General features: G+C 37.9%; 18 protein-coding genes. 4 read left to right on the top strand and 14 right to left on the bottom strand.

Annotation, left to right across the window (positions count from 1 at the left end; all coding sequences use genetic code 11):
* Positions 1–41: 41 nt before the first annotated feature.
* The 3 genes from AC2TFD_RS02660 to AC2TFD_RS02650 are packed head-to-tail and all read right to left on the bottom strand — an operon-like array spanning position 42 to position 4,827.
* The gene (locus AC2TFD_RS02660) at positions 42–1,835 is read right to left on the bottom strand and encodes an ABC transporter substrate-binding protein (RefSeq protein WP_335512325.1); all 1,794 of its coding nucleotides are present in this window, start codon (positions 1,833–1,835) and stop codon (positions 42–44) included.
* A 55-nt stretch (positions 1,836–1,890) separates the two neighbouring features.
* Positions 1,891–3,384, bottom strand: a complete 1,494-nt coding sequence (locus AC2TFD_RS02655; protein WP_484674917.1) for an ABC transporter permease — start codon at positions 3,382–3,384, stop codon at positions 1,891–1,893.
* Positions 3,385–3,396: 12 nt separating this feature from the next.
* The gene (locus tag AC2TFD_RS02650; protein ID WP_484674916.1) at positions 3,397–4,827 is read right to left on the bottom strand and encodes an ABC transporter permease; all 1,431 of its coding nucleotides are present in this window, start codon (positions 4,825–4,827) and stop codon (positions 3,397–3,399) included.
* Between the two features lie 155 nt (positions 4,828–4,982).
* Between AC2TFD_RS02650 and AC2TFD_RS02645 the strand changes: the two genes are divergently transcribed.
* A complete protein-coding gene (locus tag AC2TFD_RS02645) occupies positions 4,983–6,704 on the top strand; it encodes an ABC transporter ATP-binding protein (RefSeq protein ID WP_484674915.1) in 1,722 nt (573 codons plus the stop codon).
* A gap of 418 nt (positions 6,705–7,122) precedes the next feature.
* On the opposite strand, the gene AC2TFD_RS02640 is transcribed toward AC2TFD_RS02645, so the two are convergent.
* From AC2TFD_RS02640 to AC2TFD_RS02630, 3 genes are all read right to left on the bottom strand, one after another.
* Complete coding sequence (locus AC2TFD_RS02640; RefSeq protein WP_484674914.1) at positions 7,123–8,091, bottom strand: tRNA dihydrouridine synthase; 969 nt, start codon at positions 8,089–8,091, stop codon at positions 7,123–7,125.
* A gap of 169 nt (positions 8,092–8,260) precedes the next feature.
* Positions 8,261–9,247, bottom strand: coding sequence for a diaminopimelate dehydrogenase (locus AC2TFD_RS02635; RefSeq protein WP_484674913.1), 987 nt, complete (start codon positions 9,245–9,247; stop codon positions 8,261–8,263).
* A 299-nt stretch (positions 9,248–9,546) separates the two neighbouring features.
* On the bottom strand, positions 9,547–10,176 hold the full coding sequence (locus AC2TFD_RS02630) for an acetate uptake transporter (protein WP_484674912.1): 630 nt from the start codon (positions 10,174–10,176) through the stop codon (positions 9,547–9,549).
* Between the two features lie 432 nt (positions 10,177–10,608).
* Between AC2TFD_RS02630 and AC2TFD_RS02625 the strand changes: the two genes are divergently transcribed.
* The gene (locus AC2TFD_RS02625) at positions 10,609–12,162 is read left to right on the top strand and encodes an ABC-F family ATP-binding cassette domain-containing protein (protein WP_484674911.1); all 1,554 of its coding nucleotides are present in this window, start codon (positions 10,609–10,611) and stop codon (positions 12,160–12,162) included.
* 462 nt (positions 12,163–12,624) lie between these two features.
* Here the strand turns inward: AC2TFD_RS02625 and AC2TFD_RS02620 are convergent, their stop codons facing one another.
* Positions 12,625–12,918, bottom strand: coding sequence for an ROK family protein (locus AC2TFD_RS02620; protein WP_484676261.1), 294 nt, complete (start codon positions 12,916–12,918; stop codon positions 12,625–12,627).
* Between the two features lie 237 nt (positions 12,919–13,155).
* On the opposite strand from AC2TFD_RS02620, the gene AC2TFD_RS02615 reads away from it, so the two are divergent.
* Positions 13,156–13,314 (top strand): hypothetical protein, encoded by a 159-nt coding sequence (locus AC2TFD_RS02615; protein ID WP_484674910.1) that lies wholly within the window; start codon positions 13,156–13,158, stop codon positions 13,312–13,314.
* Between the two features lie 233 nt (positions 13,315–13,547).
* Here the strand turns inward: AC2TFD_RS02615 and AC2TFD_RS02610 are convergent, their stop codons facing one another.
* A complete protein-coding gene (locus AC2TFD_RS02610; RefSeq protein ID WP_335513812.1) occupies positions 13,548–14,267 on the bottom strand; it encodes a MurR/RpiR family transcriptional regulator in 720 nt (239 codons plus the stop codon).
* Positions 14,268–14,457: 190 nt separating this feature from the next.
* On the opposite strand from AC2TFD_RS02610, the gene AC2TFD_RS02605 reads away from it, so the two are divergent.
* Positions 14,458–15,786 (top strand): 6-phospho-beta-glucosidase, encoded by a 1,329-nt coding sequence (locus AC2TFD_RS02605; protein WP_484674909.1) that lies wholly within the window; start codon positions 14,458–14,460, stop codon positions 15,784–15,786.
* A 178-nt stretch (positions 15,787–15,964) separates the two neighbouring features.
* On the opposite strand, the gene AC2TFD_RS02600 is transcribed toward AC2TFD_RS02605, so the two are convergent.
* The 6 genes from AC2TFD_RS02600 to AC2TFD_RS02575 form a co-directional block, all read right to left on the bottom strand.
* Positions 15,965–16,819: a malate synthase gene (locus tag AC2TFD_RS02600; protein ID WP_335513816.1), complete on the bottom strand. Its 855-nt coding sequence runs from the start codon at positions 16,817–16,819 to the stop codon at positions 15,965–15,967.
* Between the two features lie 486 nt (positions 16,820–17,305).
* Positions 17,306–17,785, bottom strand: a complete 480-nt coding sequence (locus AC2TFD_RS02595; protein ID WP_484674908.1) for a CBS domain-containing protein — start codon at positions 17,783–17,785, stop codon at positions 17,306–17,308.
* Positions 17,786–17,974: 189 nt separating this feature from the next.
* A complete protein-coding gene (locus AC2TFD_RS02590; protein ID WP_335513820.1) occupies positions 17,975–19,051 on the bottom strand; it encodes an ABC transporter substrate-binding protein in 1,077 nt (358 codons plus the stop codon).
* On the bottom strand, positions 19,048–19,848 hold the full coding sequence (locus AC2TFD_RS02585; RefSeq protein WP_335513822.1) for an ABC transporter permease: 801 nt from the start codon (positions 19,846–19,848) through the stop codon (positions 19,048–19,050). The genes AC2TFD_RS02590 and AC2TFD_RS02585 overlap by 4 nt, the downstream gene beginning before the upstream one ends.
* Entirely contained in the window at positions 19,849–20,652 is an 804-nt protein-coding gene (locus tag AC2TFD_RS02580) for an ABC transporter permease (RefSeq protein WP_484674907.1), read from the bottom strand.
* The gene (locus AC2TFD_RS02575) at positions 20,642–21,739 is read right to left on the bottom strand and encodes an ABC transporter ATP-binding protein (protein WP_335513826.1); all 1,098 of its coding nucleotides are present in this window, start codon (positions 21,737–21,739) and stop codon (positions 20,642–20,644) included. Before AC2TFD_RS02575 ends, AC2TFD_RS02580 begins: the two co-directional genes overlap by 11 nt.
* Between the last annotated feature and the right edge of the window lie 50 nt (positions 21,740–21,789).

The following is a 21,789-nucleotide window of genomic DNA, read 5'->3' as shown; positions in this document are numbered from 1 at the left end:
GCCAAAGTAATCCAGGAGATAGGCACCTTATCTATTTCAAATTATTTATTGCTCAAATATTCATTTAAGAATTCTTTCGCTTTTTCACTGTCTGCAACTACTTCTAAACCAGTGTTAACTAAAGGACTTACAGTTGAAACAGCCTTCATTTTGTTTCCTTGGTAGAAGCTAATAAATTCTTCTTGGTTAACAGAGTACAGAATGGATTTACGTAATGCCGCGCTGTCAGAAACTTCGCGTCCATTCATGTTGAATGAAAGGTATGAAACCCCATTACTCTTGTTTTGTTGAAGCTTTAACTTTTCATCCCCGTTTACAAGATCATATTTGGTTTCAGGCACACCATTAAAGATATGAATTTCGCCGTTACGTAATGCAGATAAAGCACTGTCTGCATCTTGGATAAATTTCACAACAACTTCAGAAACTTTTGCTTCATTTTCAGTACCCGGCATGTAAGCAGGATTTTTCACAAAATGAGCTTCATAATCATTTTTGTAAGTTAAGATATATGGACCGCTTGCATAAAGGTGGTTGTTGTAGCTTGCACCTTCTGTAATGGTTCTTTGGTCACCATATGGAATATCTTTGTTAACATCAAAGCTTGCTACATCATAGGTATTGATGCTTTCCACTTGTTTTTGTGAAACAATACCAGCAGATTGGTGAGCTAGATAGTTCAATACTTGCGGGAATGGGTTCACAGTTGTTATTTTTACAACCTGGTACGCACCAGAATCATTATTTGCTTTTGTTTTATCTGTAACTAATTGATTAATTTCTCCATCGATACCTTTTTCTAATGCTTCACGGATGGTTTTACCATCTGCTGTTTTTCCATCAAGCTCACTTAAATCATTAACGATGGAGATGGATTCCATGTTTTCATGAAGACTGTAAGTACGATGATCCGGAACAGATTTTTGATCCTTCGCACGGTTTAGAGAAAAGACAACATCTTCTGCACCAACACGTTCACCAGTATCAACTGCTTTTTTGTCGCTAACAGCGGCAAAATGAATATCATCGCGTAGTAAGAAGTAGTAGTCTTTGCTTCCTTCAGCGATAACGTGATTTAAAGAAAGTGATCCATCAGATACTACCTTGTCATCGTCAGTTAGGTTTACTAAACGAACATACATGTTTGTGTTTAACGTGTTGATCGAACCATCATTCCCTTTTATCGGGTCTAAAGATGTTAAAGAACTAATGGACTGATGAACAATCAACGGCTGGGCAGCACGTTTGGATTGATCCACGAAATCGAATTTTTCCCAAACTTGCGCTCTTGATTTTGGAAGACGGACAGTGGATTCGTCCACTACTTGGTTGTTAACCGCTTGCGCTTTATACGAAGTGAAAAGCGGTACGATGTATGCATTGTCTAAAACCACGTGCTGTTCTAATTCTTTGTATGTTTTCTGGTATTCTTTAGGTAATTGTGTAGCAGCCTTTTCTACTAATTCATCAACCTTTTTATCAGCAAATAAGCTATTGTCACCATCAGAAGTAAATAACGAACGAACGGCATAATCAGGGTTACCTGTTACGGTTGTCCAACTATTCACTGCTAAATCGTAGTTACCAGCATCTTTTTGAGCTGTAAAGCTGCCGTAATCGGGTTGGATATTTAGTTTGACCTCAAATCCATTTTTAGTTAGTTGGTCTCGCAAAATGTTCATACTATCTTCGGTTGTAGACATTCCTAAAATTTCAATCGTTGGCGCTTTACCTTTTGGAGCGGATTTAGCGTCTTCTTTTACATCTGATTCAGTTTTAACACAGCCTGAAACAAACAAAATCAATGCTGCTAGTAGAAACCATAATTTCTTCATTTACATTCAACCTCCGTTTTATATTTTTTTAAGTGATCTATTGAAAGAAACAAATCTATGAATCTAACTTCGGATCCAATGCATCCCGTAAGCCATCCCCCAGAAAGTTAAAGGAAAGTACCAAAAGAATAATGGCTATACCAGGGAAAATGGCCAAATATGGATTGGTTTCAAGGTACATGCTGCCGATTTTTAATATGTTTCCCCATTCCGGAATATGCGGTTCCACACCCAAGCCTAAGAAACTTAAGGAGCTTGTAGCAATAATGGCACCGCCGATGGTTAGCGAAGCTTTAACAATCATCGGGGCCAAAGCATTCGGTACAATCTGTTTAAAAATAATTTTCCATTCGTTTTCTCCTAATGCTTTGGCTGCCTCAACAAATTCTAAATTGGAAACCATCAAGACATTCGCCCGCATGGTCCTCGCATAGGTAGGGATGGAGCCAACGCTTAACGCAATGATTAAGTTAAACGTACTTGAACCAAAAGCAGCAATGATTGCAATCGCCAGCAAAATGCCTGGCACGGCATACAACACATCAAGCAGACGCATGATGATGTTATCAATCGATTTTTGATAGTACCCCGAAATGGCTCCTAAAAACCCGCCAATTACAAGTGGGATAATGGTCGTCAACAAGCCAACAATCAAGGATATCCGTGCACCAAAAATGATTCGAGAAAAGACATCTCTACCGAAATTATCGGTACCAAAGGGATGAGCCAAGCTTGGATCTAATAGTAATGCATTATAGTCGTTTTCTGTAGCAAAGGAACTCACAAAGGTTCCGTAGCTTGATATCGAAAGAGCAAACATTAAAAATACGAATAAAAATCCGAGCATAGCCGTAAAATTTTTCGTCATACTCATCCAAAATTTATTCCACTTATCAATAGTGGAAGCATCACTTCTTATTGATTTCATCACCAAGCTATATCCTATGATCAAACCAAAGAAGTTCCCGGTTAAACCAATCAGAAATAAGACAACTCCCAGCCATTTCAATAATGGCTTCTCGCCCCGTTCTACATCTGTTTTCGCAAGGATGATTATTGAAATTAATTCAATGACCATCGACAAGATTAGAAGTACCATTGCGGGCATGAATAGATTTGACACATATGGCTTAAATAAATTAAACACCGAAAGGAAAAACACTAGAAATTGCGTCAAAAACATATAGCAGACAAGGGCATACTCAATCGAATTCTTCTTTATTAACATTCGAAAGGCAAATGCTGCGGTAAAAACATTACCGGCAAATAAACTTAGCAGTTGAACTGCACTCAAAAGTCTTGTGCGCTTCTGAATTGCCCCAAAGGTTAATAAATCTTTTTTTAGAAGGATGGCAATGGACCCTTGTAAGATGGATGTAAGGAAGTAAGCAGCCGTTACAATCCCCCAGCCTGTACTCCAGGTCCCTTGTGCAAAATCATAAGCATTAAAGAAAAAGATCAACGTTAATGCGAATGAAAGACACACGGAAAAATTTGCATGCTTATATTCTTGTGATTGTTTTAGGGCAAACTCCTGTTGCGTTGTCATTTCATTCACCTCTTAAGAACTTTTCATCTGAGAACGAATTCTCGGATTCAATAATGCGTAGATAATATCAACCACAAGGTTTACAAGAGAAATGGTTATCGCGATATAGACAACGCCGCCTAAAATCGATGGAATGTCTGGAACAAATTGTTTATCAACAATATAGCTTCCAAGACCGCTTATATTAAAGACCTTCTCCGTAACAGCTGCCCCGCCGAGCATGCCGCCAAACTGTAAGCCAATTACAGTAATAATCGGGATCATTGCATTCCTTAAGGCATGCTGAATTAGAATTTTTCTAGGTTTAAGCCCCTTCGCCTTCGCTGTCACGATGTAATCTTCATTAATTACTTCCAGAATGGATGAACGTGTCATCCGGGCAATGGATGCTGTCAATCCTGTTCCTAGAACAATAACCGGCATAATGATGGATAGCCAATCATCCGGTGAATAGGTTGCCGGTAACAAATGCCATTTTATCGAGAAGTTCAGAATGAAAACTAATCCCTGCCAGAAATTCGGAATGGACAAACCGATTAAAGCGATAAACATAAAACTGTAGTCCCAGAAGCTATTCCGTTTCGCAGCGGAGATAATTCCAATTGGAATCGCTAACACGATGGCCATTAATAAGGAAAATACAGCGATTATTAATGTAATCGGAAATTTATTTGCGATGCTTGCCGCAATGTTTTCATTCCCTGTGTAGGAAAATCCTAAATCAAAAGTAACAATTCCTTTTATCGCGTCCACAAGCTGCACCAGATACGGTTGATCTAATCCGTATTGACGATTAAATTCTTCTCGCTGTTCCAACGTAGCGGCCTCACCTAATATGTTGGCTGCCGGGTCCGATGGTGAAAAATATAAAATAGTAAAGACGAAGATTGCTACCGATATGATGACGAATACCGTCAACACTAGCCGTTCGAAAATATATCGAAGAATTTGTCTGGAATAAATCCATAAGAACAAATACATCAGGATACCAGGTATAAAACTAACCCTTACAAAGGTTGATTTGTTTAAACATTCTCCAAAAAATTGCAGATAGTTGACTTCTTTGATATTTCTCTCTGACAAACTAGCTTTAGCCATTTCTTCAGCTTGTTCATCTGCTAGTTTTCTTGCTTCATTGCGCATCTCTTGTTCATCTATCGGTCTATTAAAATAATGCATTTTACTCTTATATTGATCTTCATAACGCCTTATCCAATGACCGTATGTAGGAGACTGCCGAACATCTTCCTTCTCTTTTTGGAGTAAATGCTTATAGGATGAATTTTTATATTTAAATTGATAAAAGAGCCAAGTTAACAAATGAACAGGAAGTCCAAGTATAATAAATAAATACTTTAATAAAGGCTGTGTAATAATTCCACGATAATGTTTTCCAAAACGAAATCCTGTTTGTTCATTTGTTACATCCTTTTCCGAAAGCAAATACTCACCCCCTTAGGAAATTTTTATTGTTGATAATTCCGAGTAGTTTAGTGTATATTAAAACCTGTAACAGTAATAAAGTATAGTTATAAAATAACTAGATGTCAACTCAAAAAATATCGATATACTAATACTAGAAATAGAGGCTATTTAATATGGAAAAATTATTAACAGTCAACAATTTGCATATCTCTTTCCTTTCTAATAATGAAGTGTTTGAGGCTGTCAGGGGAGTTACGTTTGATGTCCGAAAAGGGGAAACACTCGGTATCGTGGGAGAATCCGGTTCTGGGAAAAGTGTCACTGCAAGGTCAATTATGCAGCTGCTTCCTTCTCCTCCGGCATTAATGACAGAAGGCTCAATTGATTTTGACGGCAAACCGATCTCTACATTTACTGATAGTGAAATGGAAAAGATCCGCGGAAAAGAAATTAGCATGATTTTTCAAGATCCAATGTCGTCATTAAACCCTACAATTAAAGTGGGGAAGCAAATCGATGAAGTCTTAATCAAACATCAAGGGCTTTCCGCAAAAGGTGCTAGACATGAGTCTATTGAAATGCTAAAGCTAGTCGGCATAAAAAATCCGGAAGAACGCTACGATCAATACCCGCATGAGTTTTCCGGAGGTATGAGGCAGCGGGCAATGATTGCCATGGCTCTCGCTTGCCGGCCAAAGCTATTGATCGCCGATGAGCCGACCACCGCCCTCGATGTAACGATTCAGGCGCAGATTTTACGTTTAATGAAAAAAATGCAAAAGTCATTCGGTACATCCATCATCTTAATTACCCATGATTTAGGGGTCGTTGCCGGGATGTGTGACCGGGTTGTTGTCATGAAAAAAGGCGAAATCGTCGAAAGTAATACAACGGAGCAGATTTTCTCCTCACCGAAGCATCCTTATACAAAAAAGCTTTTGAACGCCCTGCCTCGGTTAGATGCAAAGAAACATCCAAAGGGAGCTATTGATCTGCCGGAAGATATCAATCCAGACACTCCGTTAATTGAGGTACGGAAATTAAAGCAAGTTTATCCGCTTGGCGGTGGAAGAACGTTAAAAGCGGTAGACAGTATTAGTTTTTCTATACAGCCTGGTGAAACGCTGGGGCTTGTTGGTGAATCCGGCTCTGGTAAGTCTACAACCGGAAGACTGTTATTGCGTTTGCAAGACGCAACTGAAGGAGAAATCCTCTATAAGGGTATGGCAATCAATCGATTAAACAAGAAAGAAATGAAGCAGCTGCGAAAGGAAATTCAAATTATTTTCCAAGATCCTTACGCTTCGCTCAATCCGCGCATGAAGGTACTGGATATTATCGGACATTCCTTGGATATTCATAAATTGGTCAAAAACAAAGCAGAACGGAAGGCTCGTGTTCAAGAGTTATTAGAACTTGTCGGTTTAGAAAGAGCACATGCAGATCGATTCCCACATGAATTTTCAGGCGGTCAGCGGCAGCGGATTGGAATTGCTCGGGCGCTTGCGGTTAATCCGAAGTTCATTGTATGTGATGAACCTTTATCTGCATTGGACGTATCCTTGCAGGCTCAAATCGTGGATTTATTAAAAGACTTGCAGAAAAAGTTAGGACTAACCTACTTATTTATCGCCCATGATCTTTCGATGGTCAAACACATCAGCGACCGGGTGGCGGTTATGAATGCCGGAAAGATCATTGAACTTGCCGAAAGTGAAGAACTTTACAGCAATCCGCTCCATCCTTACACGAAATCACTGATAGCTGCTGTGCCAGTTCCGGACCCTGCAGTTGAAACGAATAAACTAAAGCAGGAAATGCCGGAATTGCCCCGTTTTGAATTCAGTCAAAATGCTTTGCAAGAAGTGAAACCTGGGCATTTTGTATTGGCGTAAATTTTTGGGCCTGTTCCTCTTGTACATGTAAATAATACAAGAGGAACAGGCCCTTCCATTTAATACAACGATTAAACAAGATATCTCTCCAATAACAGCAATAACGGTCAACTATGTGCCTTAATCAAGCAGTCCTGGAGAATGTTTTTTACTATTGGGGAGTTTAAAATAGAACATAAACAATGTTAGCGCTTACTAGTAAACTAGCTTTATCCCATCCAATTCGCAAATGCTGAGAGTCTTTTATTCACGAAGGAGAGTCTTTCCCGTATGGATGGAAAAGGTCCCAAGTGAAGATCACTTGGGACTTTTTGCAGTTCGAATCGTGCCTCCTGAAATGTCAGCTTGAACATGTCTTTAATATATCTAATTTAGGAACCGAGTCTGAATCTAAAATGATTATTTTACTGACAAAGGTTTACTTTTGGGTTTTTGACACAAAATGATCAAGCGCCGCACGCACTTCATTTGTTGACTTTGTGTTCATTAATTGATTTCTTAATTCACTTGCCCCAGGGAAACCTTTAACATATATTTTGAAGAAGCGATGCAGTCCTGTGATGGAACGCGGCACTTCTTCTGAGTATTTATCTTGAAGATCAAGCTGCAGTCTTAGAAGATCAAGGTATTCCTTCGTGCTATGCTCTCTTGGCTCTTTTTCAAAGGCAAACGGATTTTTAAAAATACCCCGCCCGATCATAACGCCATCAATACCATATTGTTCAGCAAGCTGCATCCCAGTTTGACGGTCTGGAATATCTCCATTGATTGTCAATAGCGTATCTGGTGCCACCTCGTCACGAAGCTTTTTAATCTCAGGGATCAGCTCCCAATGAGCATCTACTTTGCTCATTTCCTCCCTTGTACGCAGATGAATGGACAGATTCACAATGTCTTGTTTCAATATATGTGTCAGCCAGTCGTGCCATTCGTCTACGTTTGTGAAACCAAGCCTTGTCTTTACACTTACGGGCAATCCTCCTGCCTTTGCAGCTTGTATTAACTCTGCTGCAACTTCCGGACGACGGATAAGACCGCATCCCTTCCCATTTTGTGTCACATTCGGAACAGGACAGCCCATATTGATATCAATACCCCGAAAGCCTAGCTCCGCCATACCAATACTCATTTGCCGAAAATATTCAGGCTTATCTCCCCATATATGAGCTACAATTGGTTGTTCATCTTCTGTAAAAGTCAAACGGCCACGCACACTCTGCATTCCCTCTGGGTGACAATAACTATCCGAGTTTGTAAACTCTGTAAAAAACACATCCGGTCTACCTGCTTTACTCACTACATGGCGAAAAACAACATCCGTCACATCTTCCATTGGTGCCAGTATAAAAAATGGCCGTGGTAATTCACGCCAAAAGTTATCTTTCATATTTAAATCCAAATCCTCTCATTATGGGATATCCAAGCCTACCCCTTATCCCAAAAATAAAAAGCAATGCTTCTGCTTCTTTTATACTTATACCATGTCATGCAAATAAAATCCAAAGTTCAAAAAATAAACAGAAACCATTTGAGGTTTCTGCTTATTTTAACACTATTTACAATAGGTCTCTTCTTAAATCTTCCGCGGATCTTGGAGACAGATAACCAGGTGCCACATCGAATACCGTTTTTGCACCAGCTTGTCCTTCTTTATTTAAACGATAAGCGGCTCTTGCATATGCCACTAGTACGCTAGCTGTAAATTCCGGATTACTGTCTAAGTTAAGCGAGAATTCGATAATTTGATTATTGTCGCTTCCTGATTTTCCACTTCGAATAACAAATCCACCATGCGGCAATTTTGAGTGGTTTTCTTTTAATTCTTCTGCTGTAATAAAGTTTACCTCTGTATCATAATCAGCAAAATAGTTAGGCATTGTTTTAATATCGTGTTCGATTTTTGCGCGGTCATATCCTTCTTCTGCTACCACATAACAAACACGTTTGTGTTTTTCACCTGTAGATAATTCAGGATTTACTCCACTTTTGACCTTCTCTATCGCTTCATCAATCGGTACTGTATACTGCACACCGCCTGCTACACCTTCTACCCTGCGAATAGCGTCTGAATGTCCTTGGCTCAGTCCTTTTCCCCAGAAGGTGTAAGTTTCACCCTTCGGTAAAATTGCTTCTGCCATTAAACGATTCAGAGAGAATAAACCAGGATCCCAGCCAACAGAAATAATACTAGTCTTTCCACTTTCTTTAGCTGCTTGATCAACTACACTAAAATATTCAGGTATCTTTGCATGTGTATCATAACTATCAATTGTATTAAACATTCTAGCAAAATAAGGGCCTTGATCTGGAAGATCTGTTGCGGAACCTCCACATAAAATCATCACATCAATTTTGTCCTTATATTCCTCTGCACTTGAAATATGCAAAACCTCTACATTTGGTTCATTTATTGAAAGATTTTCAGGTGCTCTTCTTGTAAAAATGCCCACAAGCTCCATATCTGAACATTGCTTGATTGCCTCAATCGTTCCTCTGCCAAGGTTACCATAGCCTATAATTCCTACTTTAATTTGATTACTCATTGCGCACTTCCCCACTTCTATTATTTTCGTATTTTCATTATAGATCCACTACCTATTTACTTTAATCATACTATATACCTTTTCAATAATACTATCCCGTATCATCCATGACAAGACTCTGTAATTCACCCGAGCCTTACAAGATAATTTTTTACTTTTTTCCAAATGAAATAGACAAAATGACAAGAGTTTGAAATTAAAAAGACCCCAAAATCGCAAAAGTTTTTTTACGAGATTAGGGTCGGTTTGCAAAAGTATATTATGACTAAATGATTATGTTTTAATAGTTAAATAAAAAACTAGCTGGCTTTTCTAAATTTAGGATCATCTACTAAACGCTCTTGAATTTTACTTTCACCAATTGGTAGTATGATTTTGCCATATACTTCATTTAGCACTTGTGCCATAGCCGCATAGATTGCTGTAAAACCGCAAAGAATCCCTTCATATCCAGCTATAGTTAAAACCAAGCTAGATCCTGTGAAATTTCCAATCGCCAATAAGAAAAATAAAATCGTAAGTGTTCCAAAAACAACTTGAAGGGCCTTATTAATACGCAAAGTTCCAACAAACATGAATAACGTGAAAAGTCCCCACATTAATAAATAAGCGGCCATTGATAAAGAACTAGCTGCTTCACCGTATCCCATTAATGGAATCATATTTAATGCAACCAATGATAACCAAAAAAATCCATAGGACGTAAATGCTGTTGTTCCAAATGTATTGTTTTTCTTGAATTCCATGATGCCCGCAATTACTTGTGCTAAGCCACCATAAAATATTCCCATTCCTAAAATCATTGCATCCAATGCAAAAAATCCTGCATTATGTATGTTCAACAAGATTGTTGTCATACCAAATCCCATTAAACCAAGTGGAGCAGGGTTAGCTGTTATCTCTTTAATGCTTGTTACTGTTTTCTCCATTAATGTCACTCCAAACTGATCTACTGCTATTAACACACCAGCATGTATTATAGGCACGGAGATGTTATTATGTCAACTAAACTTTTCTACAATATATTCTAAGCTGTTTCACCTCGCCCCTGCCTATGGAATGTACATCCTAAAATTTTCGTTTATAACCCAACCAATTATTTCATTTTTTGTACAGTTATTTCCACATAGGAATAACTCATATCTTGCCTCTAGGTTCGATTGTATAATAGACTTTTACCCAGTTAGTTGTATTACGCCCCAAGTTAATTAATTCAAGAATCTCATTTAATTAAGAAGCGGCAGATTTCAATTCAGCCCAAAAATCAAATTACATTTTTCACAAAAATAACTTCAAGATAGAAAAAGCAGCCAAAATCTAGTAAGATATCCACATGTGACATTAAATAAGGAGTTAAAAAAATGAGCGTATTAAATGTAAAAAATTTAAGCCACGGTTTCGGTGATCGTGCGATTTTTAATAATGTGTCTTTTCGACTTTTAAAAGGAGAGCACGTTGGACTAGTTGGGGCAAATGGTGAGGGTAAGTCTACTTTCATGAATATTGTTACTGGGAAGCTGCAACCCGACGAGGGGAAAGTTGAGTGGTCACGAAAAGTTCGTGTTGGTTATTTAGATCAGCACGCTGTACTTCAAAAAGGTACTACGATGCGTGAAGCTTTGAGTACTGCTTTTCAATATCTTTTTGATGCTGAATCAGAGATCAATGAACTTTACGCAAAAATGGGTGATGAAGGCGCTGATATCGATGCATTACTTGCAGAAGTTGGAGAGCTACAAGAAACGTTAGACAGTAATGATTTCTATCAAATTAATTCAAAAGTGGAAGAAGTTGCTCGTGGTCTAGGATTAGACGATGTTGGACTCGATCGAGATGTAGATGATCTTAGCGGCGGGCAGCGGACGAAGGTTTTGCTAGCAAAGCTTTTGCTAGAAAAGCCTGAAATCCTATTACTTGACGAGCCTACGAACTATTTGGATGAACATCATATCGAATGGTTGAAGCGCTATTTACAGGAATATGAGAATGCATTTATCTTGATTTCACATGATATCCCATTCTTGAACAATGTTGTTAACTTGATCTATCACATGGAAAACCAAGAGTTGAATCGCTATGTTGGTGACTATGATAACTTCTTAAATATATATGAAATGAAGAAGCAACAGTTAGAGTCTGCTTACAAGCGTCAACAACAAGAAATTGCTGATTTGAAAGATTTCGTTGCTCGTAACAAGGCAAGTGTTGCAACTCGTAATATGGCGATGTCTCGTCAAAAGAAGCTCGACAAAATGGAAGTTATTGAATTGGGGAGAGAGAAGCCAAAACCAGAGTTTAATTTCAAAGAGGCCCGTGCAGCCAGCCGCTGGATTTTCACGACTGAAGATCTTGTTATTGGTTACAATGAACCACTATCCCGCCCTCTGAATTTAAAAATGGAACGCGGACAAAAAATTGCATTCGTGGGTGCAAACGGTATTGGTAAATCTACTCTCTTAAAAAGTATTCTTGGGTTGATTGATCCGCTGGAGGGTAAAGTGGAACGTGGTGAGTATCAACACATCGGTTACTTCGAGCAGGAAGTTAAACAGTCAAACTACAATACTTGTATTGAAGAGATTTGGAGCACTTTCCCAAGTATGAATCAGGCTGAAGTCCGTGCTGCTCTTGCAAAATGTGGATTAACGACGAAACATATTGAAAGTAAAGTCGAAGTCCTTTCAGGTGGCGAAAAGGCAAAGGTTCGCTTGTGTAAAATCTTAAACACAGAAACGAATTTACTAATTCTAGATGAACCTACCAATCACTTGGATGTAGATGCAAAGGAAGAACTAAAGCGTGCTTTAAAAGCATATCGCGGAAGTATCTTGATGGTATCCCACGAACCTGATTTCTATCGTGAAATTGCGACTGATATTTGGAATTGTGAGGATTGGACTACGAAAGTGTTTTAATATAAAGAGTAAGGGGTACCCGGTGATTAACATTCTACTTGGGTACCCCTTTTTATAAACCATTCAAAAATGACAAAGGAATGAAGAATGGGGAAATGAAAAATTTCCACGGGCTGGATCTTGCTAGGGGGTACGGTCTAAAAGGCATGTCCACGGAAGCAAAATTAACGGCACTAGCCGTAAATTTAAAGAGGATAGCAAGTAAGCTATCCTCTTAATTCCCCCTTTAACTTCACGCATTTACCATATTATTATAAAAAACAGCGGCTTTTCGAAAGAAATGGCTCAGTGGCGATTAAGCGTCTGAAAAAAAGGTGACTATTTCAGTGGCTTCGAACTGTCCCTTTGGCTTAGGAAATGATAAAGTGCCCCGTATAGGTTGGCATCGTTTTGAAATTTGCATGTTACCACTTTTGGATTAGCCCTATGCTGCGGGTTAGCCTTTTTAATTTCGGCAATCGCTCATTTAATTCGTTCGAGTAAAATCGGCTGTGCACTGATTCCGCCGCCAATCGCAAAAACTTTCGGGTCTAAAATATATTGTATATTCAAGATTTGGGAAGCTAAGTAAAGACAATATTCATTAAAAATCACATTAGCTTTTTCATCGCCTTGGTTAATGTATTCAAATACCTTTTCTCCATCTGTCGGATCGTCAAGATTTTTGAGTTCAGCAATACGGCGAACCATTTTCACAGCAGACCCGTCTGAACCAAAAAATTTTGCCTCTTTTGTTTTAATGTCCATTTGCTCCATCACAAAGCTTACTTCCCCAGCAGAAAGATTAACTCCTCGGTACAGTTTATCTTCAATGATAAGAAAAAAAATAAAGTCGCTTTACTGGTTAGCAATGAATCGTTAACCGCAATCGATTGGTTTTAATGTATATTTCGCAAATGTTCCTCCTATATCGATTACTAAATACATAATTCTTCTCCTAAGCTGTAGTAAATCAAACTCAGAGAATCATAGAAGGATTCGGAGGCTGTTTTAATGAACTTGGCTTTACAGCCATTGCAAAACTTGCCAGAAGAGGCTAGAGATAAAGTTTTTGATGAATTATTTGACCCTAGTAAGGATTTAAAGTTTAGTATTTGTAGGGTTCCCATTGGTGCGAGTGATTACGCTTTAGAGTTTCAAAAAAACAATTAAAATAAGGAAAGGTAGAATCATCGCCAAAAGCATCAAAACCATTAACTTATAGCGAATACTACTCTTAAACTTCAGCAAAACAGTCTCTTTAACAAACAACCTTACTGCATGAAAAATCCTCTTAACTCTCAACATAACTCACTTTCCCTCCGATGCCCCTTTGATGTGGCTGTTCCATTTTCAGCAATGGGTGACAGGCACCGATTTTCTGAAAACAGTACTACAACCTATTCTTAGAGTTTATTTACTTCCCGTGCGGTTTCTTCGAGTATATAAACTACGGGTATTTGGGTGGTGATGTTTGAGTTTTTGTACCATTCTTCGGTGACGTAATAAGATATGTTGATGTCCGAGATTTTTGCGATGGTACTGTGTTTGTTATTAGTGATACTAATAATTTTGCTGCCTTTTTCTTTAAGCTGATTTAAGTGGGCAATCGTAAAACTATTTTCCCCACTTACTGATAAAGCAATGGTTGTACTATTATGAAGATAATTTGCATGGATTGGAATATATGGATCCTTCACATACATAGAAAACTTTCCTAAACTTGAAAAATACCTTGCACCATATTCCGCTAATATTCCTGAACTTCCAGAACCAATAAAAATAAGGTTATCTGATTTTACGATCAGTGTCGCTGCTTCTTTTATTGCCTTATCAAGGTTACCCTTTAAGGTCCTTTCCACAAATTCCGAAAGGGTGTACTGGGTACTTTTAATATTCCTCTCTTCATTTTCTTCTAAATAAAGCTTTAATTTCACTTTAAATTCCGTAAATCCTTCACACTTTAATTTTCGGCAAAAGCGTAGAATGGTAGATGTAGAGACATGAGTTACATCTGCTAAATCACGAATTCGCATGTAAATGACTTTCTCGCTATTTTTACATATGTAGTCGTATAAAGAAGTTTCTAGCTCATTAAATGTAGCAATGATTTCGCTTGAGAACATGGTTTAGGCCCTCCTAAATCTCTTTGGAAGTATCATACCACAATTTATTGGAACAACGTGTTACTCATTTGTAACACGTTCCTTTCAAAGGCACTCCTGCCTAAACCCTTCAAGGTCATTTACTCCATCCCCTTCGACAAATAGAATGAATACAAGAAAAGAAAAACTAAATTACTGGAGGTTTTCCTAAATGTCAAAAGGCGTTAAAATTGTAACAATTGGCGGAGGATCTAGTTATACACCTGAATTAGTAGAAGGTTTTATTAAACGTTATGATGAGCTTCCGGTGAGAGAGCTCTGGTTAGTAGACATTGAAGCAGGAAAAGAAAAGTTGGAGATTGTTGGCAGCCTTGCTAAGCGTATGGTGGCAAAAGCAGGTCTTCCCATTGAAGTCCATTTAACATTAGACCGAAGAGAAGCATTAAAGGATGCGGACTTTGTTACCACCCAATTTCGTGTTGGTCTTTTAGAAGCGCGTGCAAAAGATGAGAGAATCCCATTAAAATACAATGTGATTGGTCAGGAAACAAATGGACCAGGCGGTTTATTCAAAGGCCTTCGTACCATTCCTGTCATTCTTGAAATCTGTAAAGATATCGAAGAGCTTTGCCCGGAAGCATGGTTAGTCAACTTCACCAACCCTGCAGGAATGGTAACAGAAGCGATTTTACGCTACAGTACCATTAAAAAGGTAGTCGGTTTATGTAACGTGCCAATTGGAATGCGCATGGGAATTGCGAAATCATTGAATGTAGAGCCAGAGCGTGTTCAGGTCAACTTTGCTGGTCTAAACCATATGGTATACGGCCTTGATACATTCGTAGATGGAGTAAGCGTACAAGACCAAGTGATTGAAGCGATGGCAAATCCAGATAATGCATTAACGATGAAAAACATTTCTGGTCTTTCATGGGAGCCTGACTTTATTCGTGGATTAGGGGTAATCCCATGTGGATACCATCGTTACTACTATAAAACAGATGAAATGCTGCAAGAGGAATTAGAAAAAGCAGAAACGGAAGGGACTCGCGCAGAAGTCGTTCAACGATTAGAAAAAGAATTGTTTGAACTCTATAAAGATGAGACGCTTGATATTAAGCCTCCTCAATTAGAAAAACGCGGTGGAGCTTACTATAGTGATGCAGCTTGCAGTTTGATTAATTCTATTTATAATGACAAAAGAGACATTCAACCAGTCAACACCCGCAATAACGGTGCCATTGCCAGTATTCCAAGCGACTCAGCAGTAGAAGTTAACTGTGTGATCACAAAAGATGGCCCTAAACCAATCTCCGTCGACGACCTGCCAGTTGCTGTAAGAGGATTAGTACAACAAATCAAATCCTTCGAGCGAGTAGCAGCCGAAGCAGCCGTAACTGGTGATTACAACACTGCATTACTAGCAATGACCATCAACCCGCTCGTCCCATCTGATAAAATAGCAAAACAAATCCTAGATGAAATGCTAGAAGAACACAAAGAACACCTGCCACAATTCTTTACAAAAATAGAAGCATAAGTATAATCCATGGACGGTTCAAGACCGATGAAAAGGGTGATACATGTATTTGTATCACCCTTTATTTTCTCTTTAGTTTTGAAGAATTAGAAACAACAGCCTTGAAGGCACAGTTTGCCTATAATGATGGGTGAATAATGTGTCACTTCCTGTTTTTCTATTATCTTTTGGCTAACGATTAAATACGCAATAATGCGCCATTAGGCTTTGCTAGCTCTTGATCATTTATCTGATTCATTTTGCAATAATGTTCAAAAAATTGTTGTGCCAGCTCTTGTTCCTTTGGGTCACTTTTCAACGAAACGATATCAAATAAAATTTGAGCCATCCATGAATTATTAAAATAACGGTATTTACCTGTATTCCAAGTCATTTTATGGGGGAATTTTTCATTTACGTAATATTTCCAGAAAAGCATCTGATCCGATTCTTGTTCTGTAAGTTGGATTCTGTATTGAGAATGGGCAGGGATATATCCATCTTCACAAAGCTTGCCGATAAAATCTTCATTCACCATATAGACACCTAAGATACGCCTGTCTTTTTCAGGCATCCCAGAATCTATTGCTGTTAACAGGACAGCGCTATTTTGGTGCAGACGGATGGGTTTGTTAGGCTTTCCCTGATTATTACCACTTTTTATTACGCCTGAAAAAACCTTCCACTCAGAAAAAGAACTATTCTGTTCTTCTGTGTCACACCAAAAGACCATTTGCGATTCGGGATGAAGCTTATGATTTTTCATAAGTTTTTCATGTTCCAAGCGAAGTTCCTGGTTTTTTAGTTGCAGTTTTTTTTCCTCTTCCTTCTTCCGTTCTTCCTGCTTACGTTCAGCTTCCCTTTTTTGTATAATTTCACCAAGTGAATTAGCAACAATCTTATCATGCAGTTTTAAGTGCTTTCCAAATACATCGGGAAAAACAAACTTTTTATTTTCCGAAGCGAAATGTATTTCAATAACAGAATCATTATGTTTAACTATACTACCCATGCCAAAAAGCTCGTGCGTAACTTTCTTATTGATTAGATTCATTCTTCTAGTCCTCCTTGCAGAATAAAAACTCGGTTACAATTAGATCGTTAATTGTTAATTTCTTTCAACTAACTTCCTTAAAAGCTCACACTACTGTTTGATTTTTTCATCGGTTTAAAAAGGATATTAAAAAAACGTATCCATAATTCAATCTGCAAATTAATACAGCGGAATTTTGGAATACGATAAAAAAAGTTATGTTAAGACTATTATAACATTTTTTTTGAAAATCGCAAATTTCTTATTGACAATATATTTTATCGCGAGGTAAAATGAAGTTTTATTCTCTTCATACCTATGATTTTTTACACAAAAAAAGCTGCTAAATAAGGAGACTGCTGAAAAAGTCTCGAATTAATTCCTTATGTTTTCTTTAAAACACAGCTAGGCTCAATTCTAATTAGAATGAGCCTAAATTATCTAGTATTTATTTTAATATGAGCGGCGCTACTCACTCCACATGTGTGGGGCTGGTGATTGCTTAGTCTATTGTTCCCGGACTGTTTCTTCATTATATATTGATTTTGATAAATTATGGATAATATCCCCTCGGCTGATAATCCCTACCACTCTGCCTGCTCCATTCACGACAGGAATCTTTTTAAAATGGTGTTTAGAAATTAATCTTATGGCACTTTCAAAGTCATCCTCAGGTGCTAACGTTTTAATATTTTTCTTTACCATAATTTTCTCAACCGGCGCATTCATTCTTTCTCTTAATACATCTTCTATTTTTTGGGATTCTTCTATATAGGTAACATAGTAAGCCAAATACAATTTTTCTTTATGTGGGGAAAGATAGCGTACAATATCCCCGTCTGAAACGATGCCCACTAAATTGCCCTTGTCATCAACCACTGGTACACCGCCAATTCGATTTGTTTCTAAAATAGAAATTAATTCTTTAATCGTTGTTGAATGCTTCGCTGTAATTACTTTTCTAATCATAAAATCGCGTACTTGCATCTAGTACTTGCTCCTTTCTTGGAACTTTATCCAACTTCTATACGGGAAAATTTATTCTACTTTAATTATACTCTTCGAATGCAAACCAGTCCTCATGTTACTTCCTGTCCCTCTTTTCTGATATGTAAAAAAGCCCAGTCATTATAACTGGACCATATAATTATTCTATTACTTTTTTAAGATAAGCTTTTACTTAAGTGACATCTTAAATTCTAAAAAGTATTCGTTATATTTTCCCAGCAGCTCAAGACCGAGGTTTTCATATACCTCTAAGTTTTTGCGACTTTCTTCGGGTGGGTAAAAACGTTCATCGTTTACCACTTCATCATCTAATAGTTCCCACGCTGCTTTATTTGGAATCGCATACCCTACATAATCAGTATTTTGTGCAGCAACTTCTGCATCCAGCATAAAATTTATGAATTGATGGGCGGCTTTCACATTCTTTGAAGTTTTAGGAATAACCATGTTATCGAACCATAAGTTTGAGCCTTCTTGTGGTACGGCGTAATTCAACTCTTCATTTTCGAACATCATGTCTGCTGCTTGACCAGAAAATGTTACGGCTACTGTAGCTTCATTATTAATCATTAGTGGTGTAATTTCATCACCAATAACCGCTTTGACATTTCCGTTTAGCTGTTTTAATTTTTCTAATGCTACACGTAATTCGTCTTCGTCACGTGAATTTAACGAATACCCTAAACTGTTTAGGCCCATACCGATGACTTCACGTGCACCATCTACTAAAAATACTTTATTTTTTAGTGCTGGGTCCCATAAATCGCCCCAAGAATCAAAAGTGATATGTTTTGGGACTTCATTAGGATTGTAAACTACACCAACCGTTCCCCAAAAGTATGGAATGGAATATTTGTTTTTCGGATCGAATGGTAAATCTAAAAAGTAAGGATCGATATTCTTCAAATTTGGAAGTTTCGAATGATCGATTTCTATTAACAGGTCTTCTTTAATCATTGTTTCAATCGTATACTCTGATGGGACAACAACATCATAGGATGTGCCACCCTGTCTAATTTTCGTTAACATCGCTTCATTTGAATCGTACGTTTCATAAATAACTGAAATGCCTGTTTCTTCTTCAAACTGGTCGATCAGCTCAGGGTCAATGTATTCTCCCCAATTGTATACGACTAAAGTGTCCTTACCACCAGTTGAGCCTGCTGCTTCTAACTTTGAAGCAATAAAGGAAAGCAGACCGCATGCTATCACGATTGCTAATATTATTTGAATTAAAGATTTCATAGAGCAGAGCCCTCCGTTTTTTTCGACCGCTTCGTAATGAAATAATACATAACGACAATACCGACTGTCACGATAAATACTAGCCCCGAGATTGCATTAACGGTTAGGGTAATACCTGCACGTGCCATGGAATAGATTTCCACAGACAATGTACTAAATCCGTTACCTGTAACAAAAAATGTAACAGCGAAGTCATCCAATGAATAGGTTAAGGCCATAAAGAAACCAGCTAAAATCCCAGGTTTAATATACGGAACAATAACACGTGTTAATACATCACGGCGAGTTGCTCCTAAATCAAGTGCTGCATCAATTAAGTTCGTATTCATTTCCAATATTTTAGGCAAAACCATTAATACAACGATGGGAATACTAAATGCAATATGTGAAATTAATACAGATGAAAAGCCAAGCTTAATTCCAATCATTGTGAATAAGATTAAGAAGCTTGCCCCAATCACAACATCTGGGCTGACAATTAAAATATTATTTAATGATAAGAAGATGTTACGTATTTTGTAATTTCTTAATGAAACAATACCAACTGCTCCAAGTGTTCCAATTATGGTAGCTATTAACGCAGATAGTAATGCAACAATTACGGTATTGATTAAGATAACGAGTAAACGATTATCATCAAATACGGCTTGATAATGTTCAAGTGTAAAGCCTTCAAATGTCCCCATTGAACCGCCGCTATTAAATGAATAAAAAATTAAGTAGAAGATCGGTGCATATAAAATAACAAACACGATGGCTAAATATACTTTAGCTAGAGGTGTTAAAGTTGATCGCATTTATGCTCGACCTCCTTTTTTCTTTGTGCGTGTAAACACCATAATTGCAAACATAATTAAGATTAAAAACACGGCAATGGTTGAACCCATTCCCCAATTTTGCGCTACTAAAAATTGCTGTTCTATCGCTGTACCAAGCGTAATTACTTTGTTCCCAGCAATTAGGCGCGTAATCATGAAGAGTGAGAGAGCAGGGATGAACGTTACTTGAATCCCTGATTTTACACCTTCAATGGTTAAAGGAATAATGACGCGTCGGAACGTTGTAAGCGGTGAAGCACCTAAGTCACGAGATGCGTAAATTAATGACGGATTCATTTTGTCTATCGCGTTGAAAATTGGGATAATCATAAACGGTATAAAAATGTACACCGCAACGAACACGAAACTAAAGTCGGTAAATAAAATTTGCGTCGGGTCGAAGCCCAACAATTCTACTATTGTATTGACCGGCCCGTATAAACCGAATATCCCGATAAATGCATACGTTTTTAATAATAAATTAATCCATGAAGGAATAATAATGAGCATTAGCCATAAATGCTTATTCTTTGTTTTTGTTAATAGGTACGCAGTTGGATAAGATATTATTAGCGTAAAAAAAGTAATGATGAATGCATACCAAAAGCTCGTTAACGTCATCGTTAAGTATGCTGATGTAAAGAAGTTTCTATAGTTTACTAGCGAAAATTCTCCGTTTAAATTGAGCAATGAATAATACAAAATGAGCCCAATCGGTGCAATAACGAAGAGTGCAATCCATAGTATATATGGGACGAACGCTGGTCTTGACTTAACCTTCATTTGTATATGCCTCTATGCGTGCGTCAAATTCTTCTTCTGTTTCATTTAGACGCATAATATGAATTGCTTCTGGGTCGAAATCAAGACCTACTTGTGCACCTACTTCAGCCTTTTTCAGCGAGTGTACAAGCCACTCATTTCCATCTTTGTCATATGTTGATAACTCGTAATGTACACCGCGAAATAATTGCGTATCGACGGTAACCCCAATTTTACCTGCTTCTGGCGATGTGATTTGTAGATCTTCTGGACGAATGACAACATCGATTTTTTCGTTGTGTTTCATCCCACCGTCGACACAGTCAAAAACTTTTCCCGCAAATTGGACTTTATAGTCTTCAAGCATAACGCCCTCTACGATGTTTGACTCCCCGATGAAGTCTGCAACGAAGCGGTTAATTGGCTCATCGTATATATCAACTGGCGTACCAGATTGCTGAATAATCCCTTCGTTTAAAACGAAAATCTCATCACTCATCGCTAAAGCTTCCTCTTGGTCGTGCGTAACGAAAATAAATGTTTTACCAAGACGCTGCTGTAACTCTCGCAGCTCGTATTGCATTTCTGTGCGCAGCTTTAAATCAAGTGCTGATAATGGTTCATCGAGTAAAATCACTTCTGGGTCATTAATGATAGCTCGTGCGATTGCAACCCGTTGACGCTGACCGCCTGACATTTCTGTAATTTCACGGTTTTCATAACCTGCTAAGTTTACGAACTTTAACGCTTCTGCTACGCGCACTTTAATTTCTGATTCTTTTACTTTTTTAATTCGTAAACCAAATGCCACATTTTCAAATACGTTTAAGTGCGGGAATAGGGCGTAGTCTTGGAATACAGTGTTTACTTGTCGCTCATTTGCTGGTATGTCGTTTACAAGCTTGCCGTTCATGTATACATTCCCTGTAGTCGGTTTTTCAAATCCTGCAATGATACGTAAAATCGTCGTTTTTCCACAACCTGAAGGACCTAGTAATGTGTAAAATTTTCCACGTTCAAGTTCAAAGCTCACATCTTGTAAAACTTTCGTGTGACTGTCGTAAAATTTTGTTACGTTATCAAAACGGATAATTATATCGTTTGCCATGGAAGCCTCCTATGAATAAGATTATTTATTATTATGTAATTATCTTTATA

Source organism: Neobacillus sp. plas4, assembly GCF_057221695.1.
This window is presented reverse-complemented; position numbering and strand designations above follow the sequence as displayed.

Coding starts and splice junctions, on each gene's coding strand:
- AC2TFD_RS02660 (WP_335512325.1), bottom strand. CDS start 1,835: ATGAAGAAATTATGGTTTCTACTAGCAGCATTGATTTTGTTTGTTTCA.
- AC2TFD_RS02655 (WP_484674917.1), bottom strand. CDS start 3,384: ATGACAACGCAACAGGAGTTTGCCCTAAAACAATCACAAGAATATAAG.
- AC2TFD_RS02645 (WP_484674915.1), top strand. CDS start 4,983: ATGGAAAAATTATTAACAGTCAACAATTTGCATATCTCTTTCCTTTCT.
- AC2TFD_RS02640 (WP_484674914.1), bottom strand. CDS start 8,091: ATGAAAGATAACTTTTGGCGTGAATTACCACGGCCATTTTTTATACTG.
- AC2TFD_RS02635 (WP_484674913.1), bottom strand. CDS start 9,247: ATGAGTAATCAAATTAAAGTAGGAATTATAGGCTATGGTAACCTTGGC.
- AC2TFD_RS02630 (WP_484674912.1), bottom strand. CDS start 10,176: ATGGAGAAAACAGTAACAAGCATTAAAGAGATAACAGCTAACCCTGCT.
- AC2TFD_RS02625 (WP_484674911.1), top strand. CDS start 10,609: ATGAGCGTATTAAATGTAAAAAATTTAAGCCACGGTTTCGGTGATCGT.
- AC2TFD_RS02620 (WP_484676261.1), bottom strand. CDS start 12,918: ATGGAGCAAATGGACATTAAAACAAAAGAGGCAAAATTTTTTGGTTCA.
- AC2TFD_RS02615 (WP_484674910.1), top strand. CDS start 13,156: ATGAACTTGGCTTTACAGCCATTGCAAAACTTGCCAGAAGAGGCTAGA.
- AC2TFD_RS02610 (WP_335513812.1), bottom strand. CDS start 14,267: ATGTTCTCAAGCGAAATCATTGCTACATTTAATGAGCTAGAAACTTCT.
- AC2TFD_RS02605 (WP_484674909.1), top strand. CDS start 14,458: ATGTCAAAAGGCGTTAAAATTGTAACAATTGGCGGAGGATCTAGTTAT.
- AC2TFD_RS02600 (WP_335513816.1), bottom strand. CDS start 16,819: ATGAATCTAATCAATAAGAAAGTTACGCACGAGCTTTTTGGCATGGGT.
- AC2TFD_RS02595 (WP_484674908.1), bottom strand. CDS start 17,785: ATGCAAGTACGCGATTTTATGATTAGAAAAGTAATTACAGCGAAGCAT.
- AC2TFD_RS02590 (WP_335513820.1), bottom strand. CDS start 19,051: ATGAAATCTTTAATTCAAATAATATTAGCAATCGTGATAGCATGCGGT.
- AC2TFD_RS02585 (WP_335513822.1), bottom strand. CDS start 19,848: ATGCGATCAACTTTAACACCTCTAGCTAAAGTATATTTAGCCATCGTG.
- AC2TFD_RS02580 (WP_484674907.1), bottom strand. CDS start 20,652: ATGAAGGTTAAGTCAAGACCAGCGTTCGTCCCATATATACTATGGATT.
- AC2TFD_RS02575 (WP_335513826.1), bottom strand. CDS start 21,739: ATGGCAAACGATATAATTATCCGTTTTGATAACGTAACAAAATTTTAC.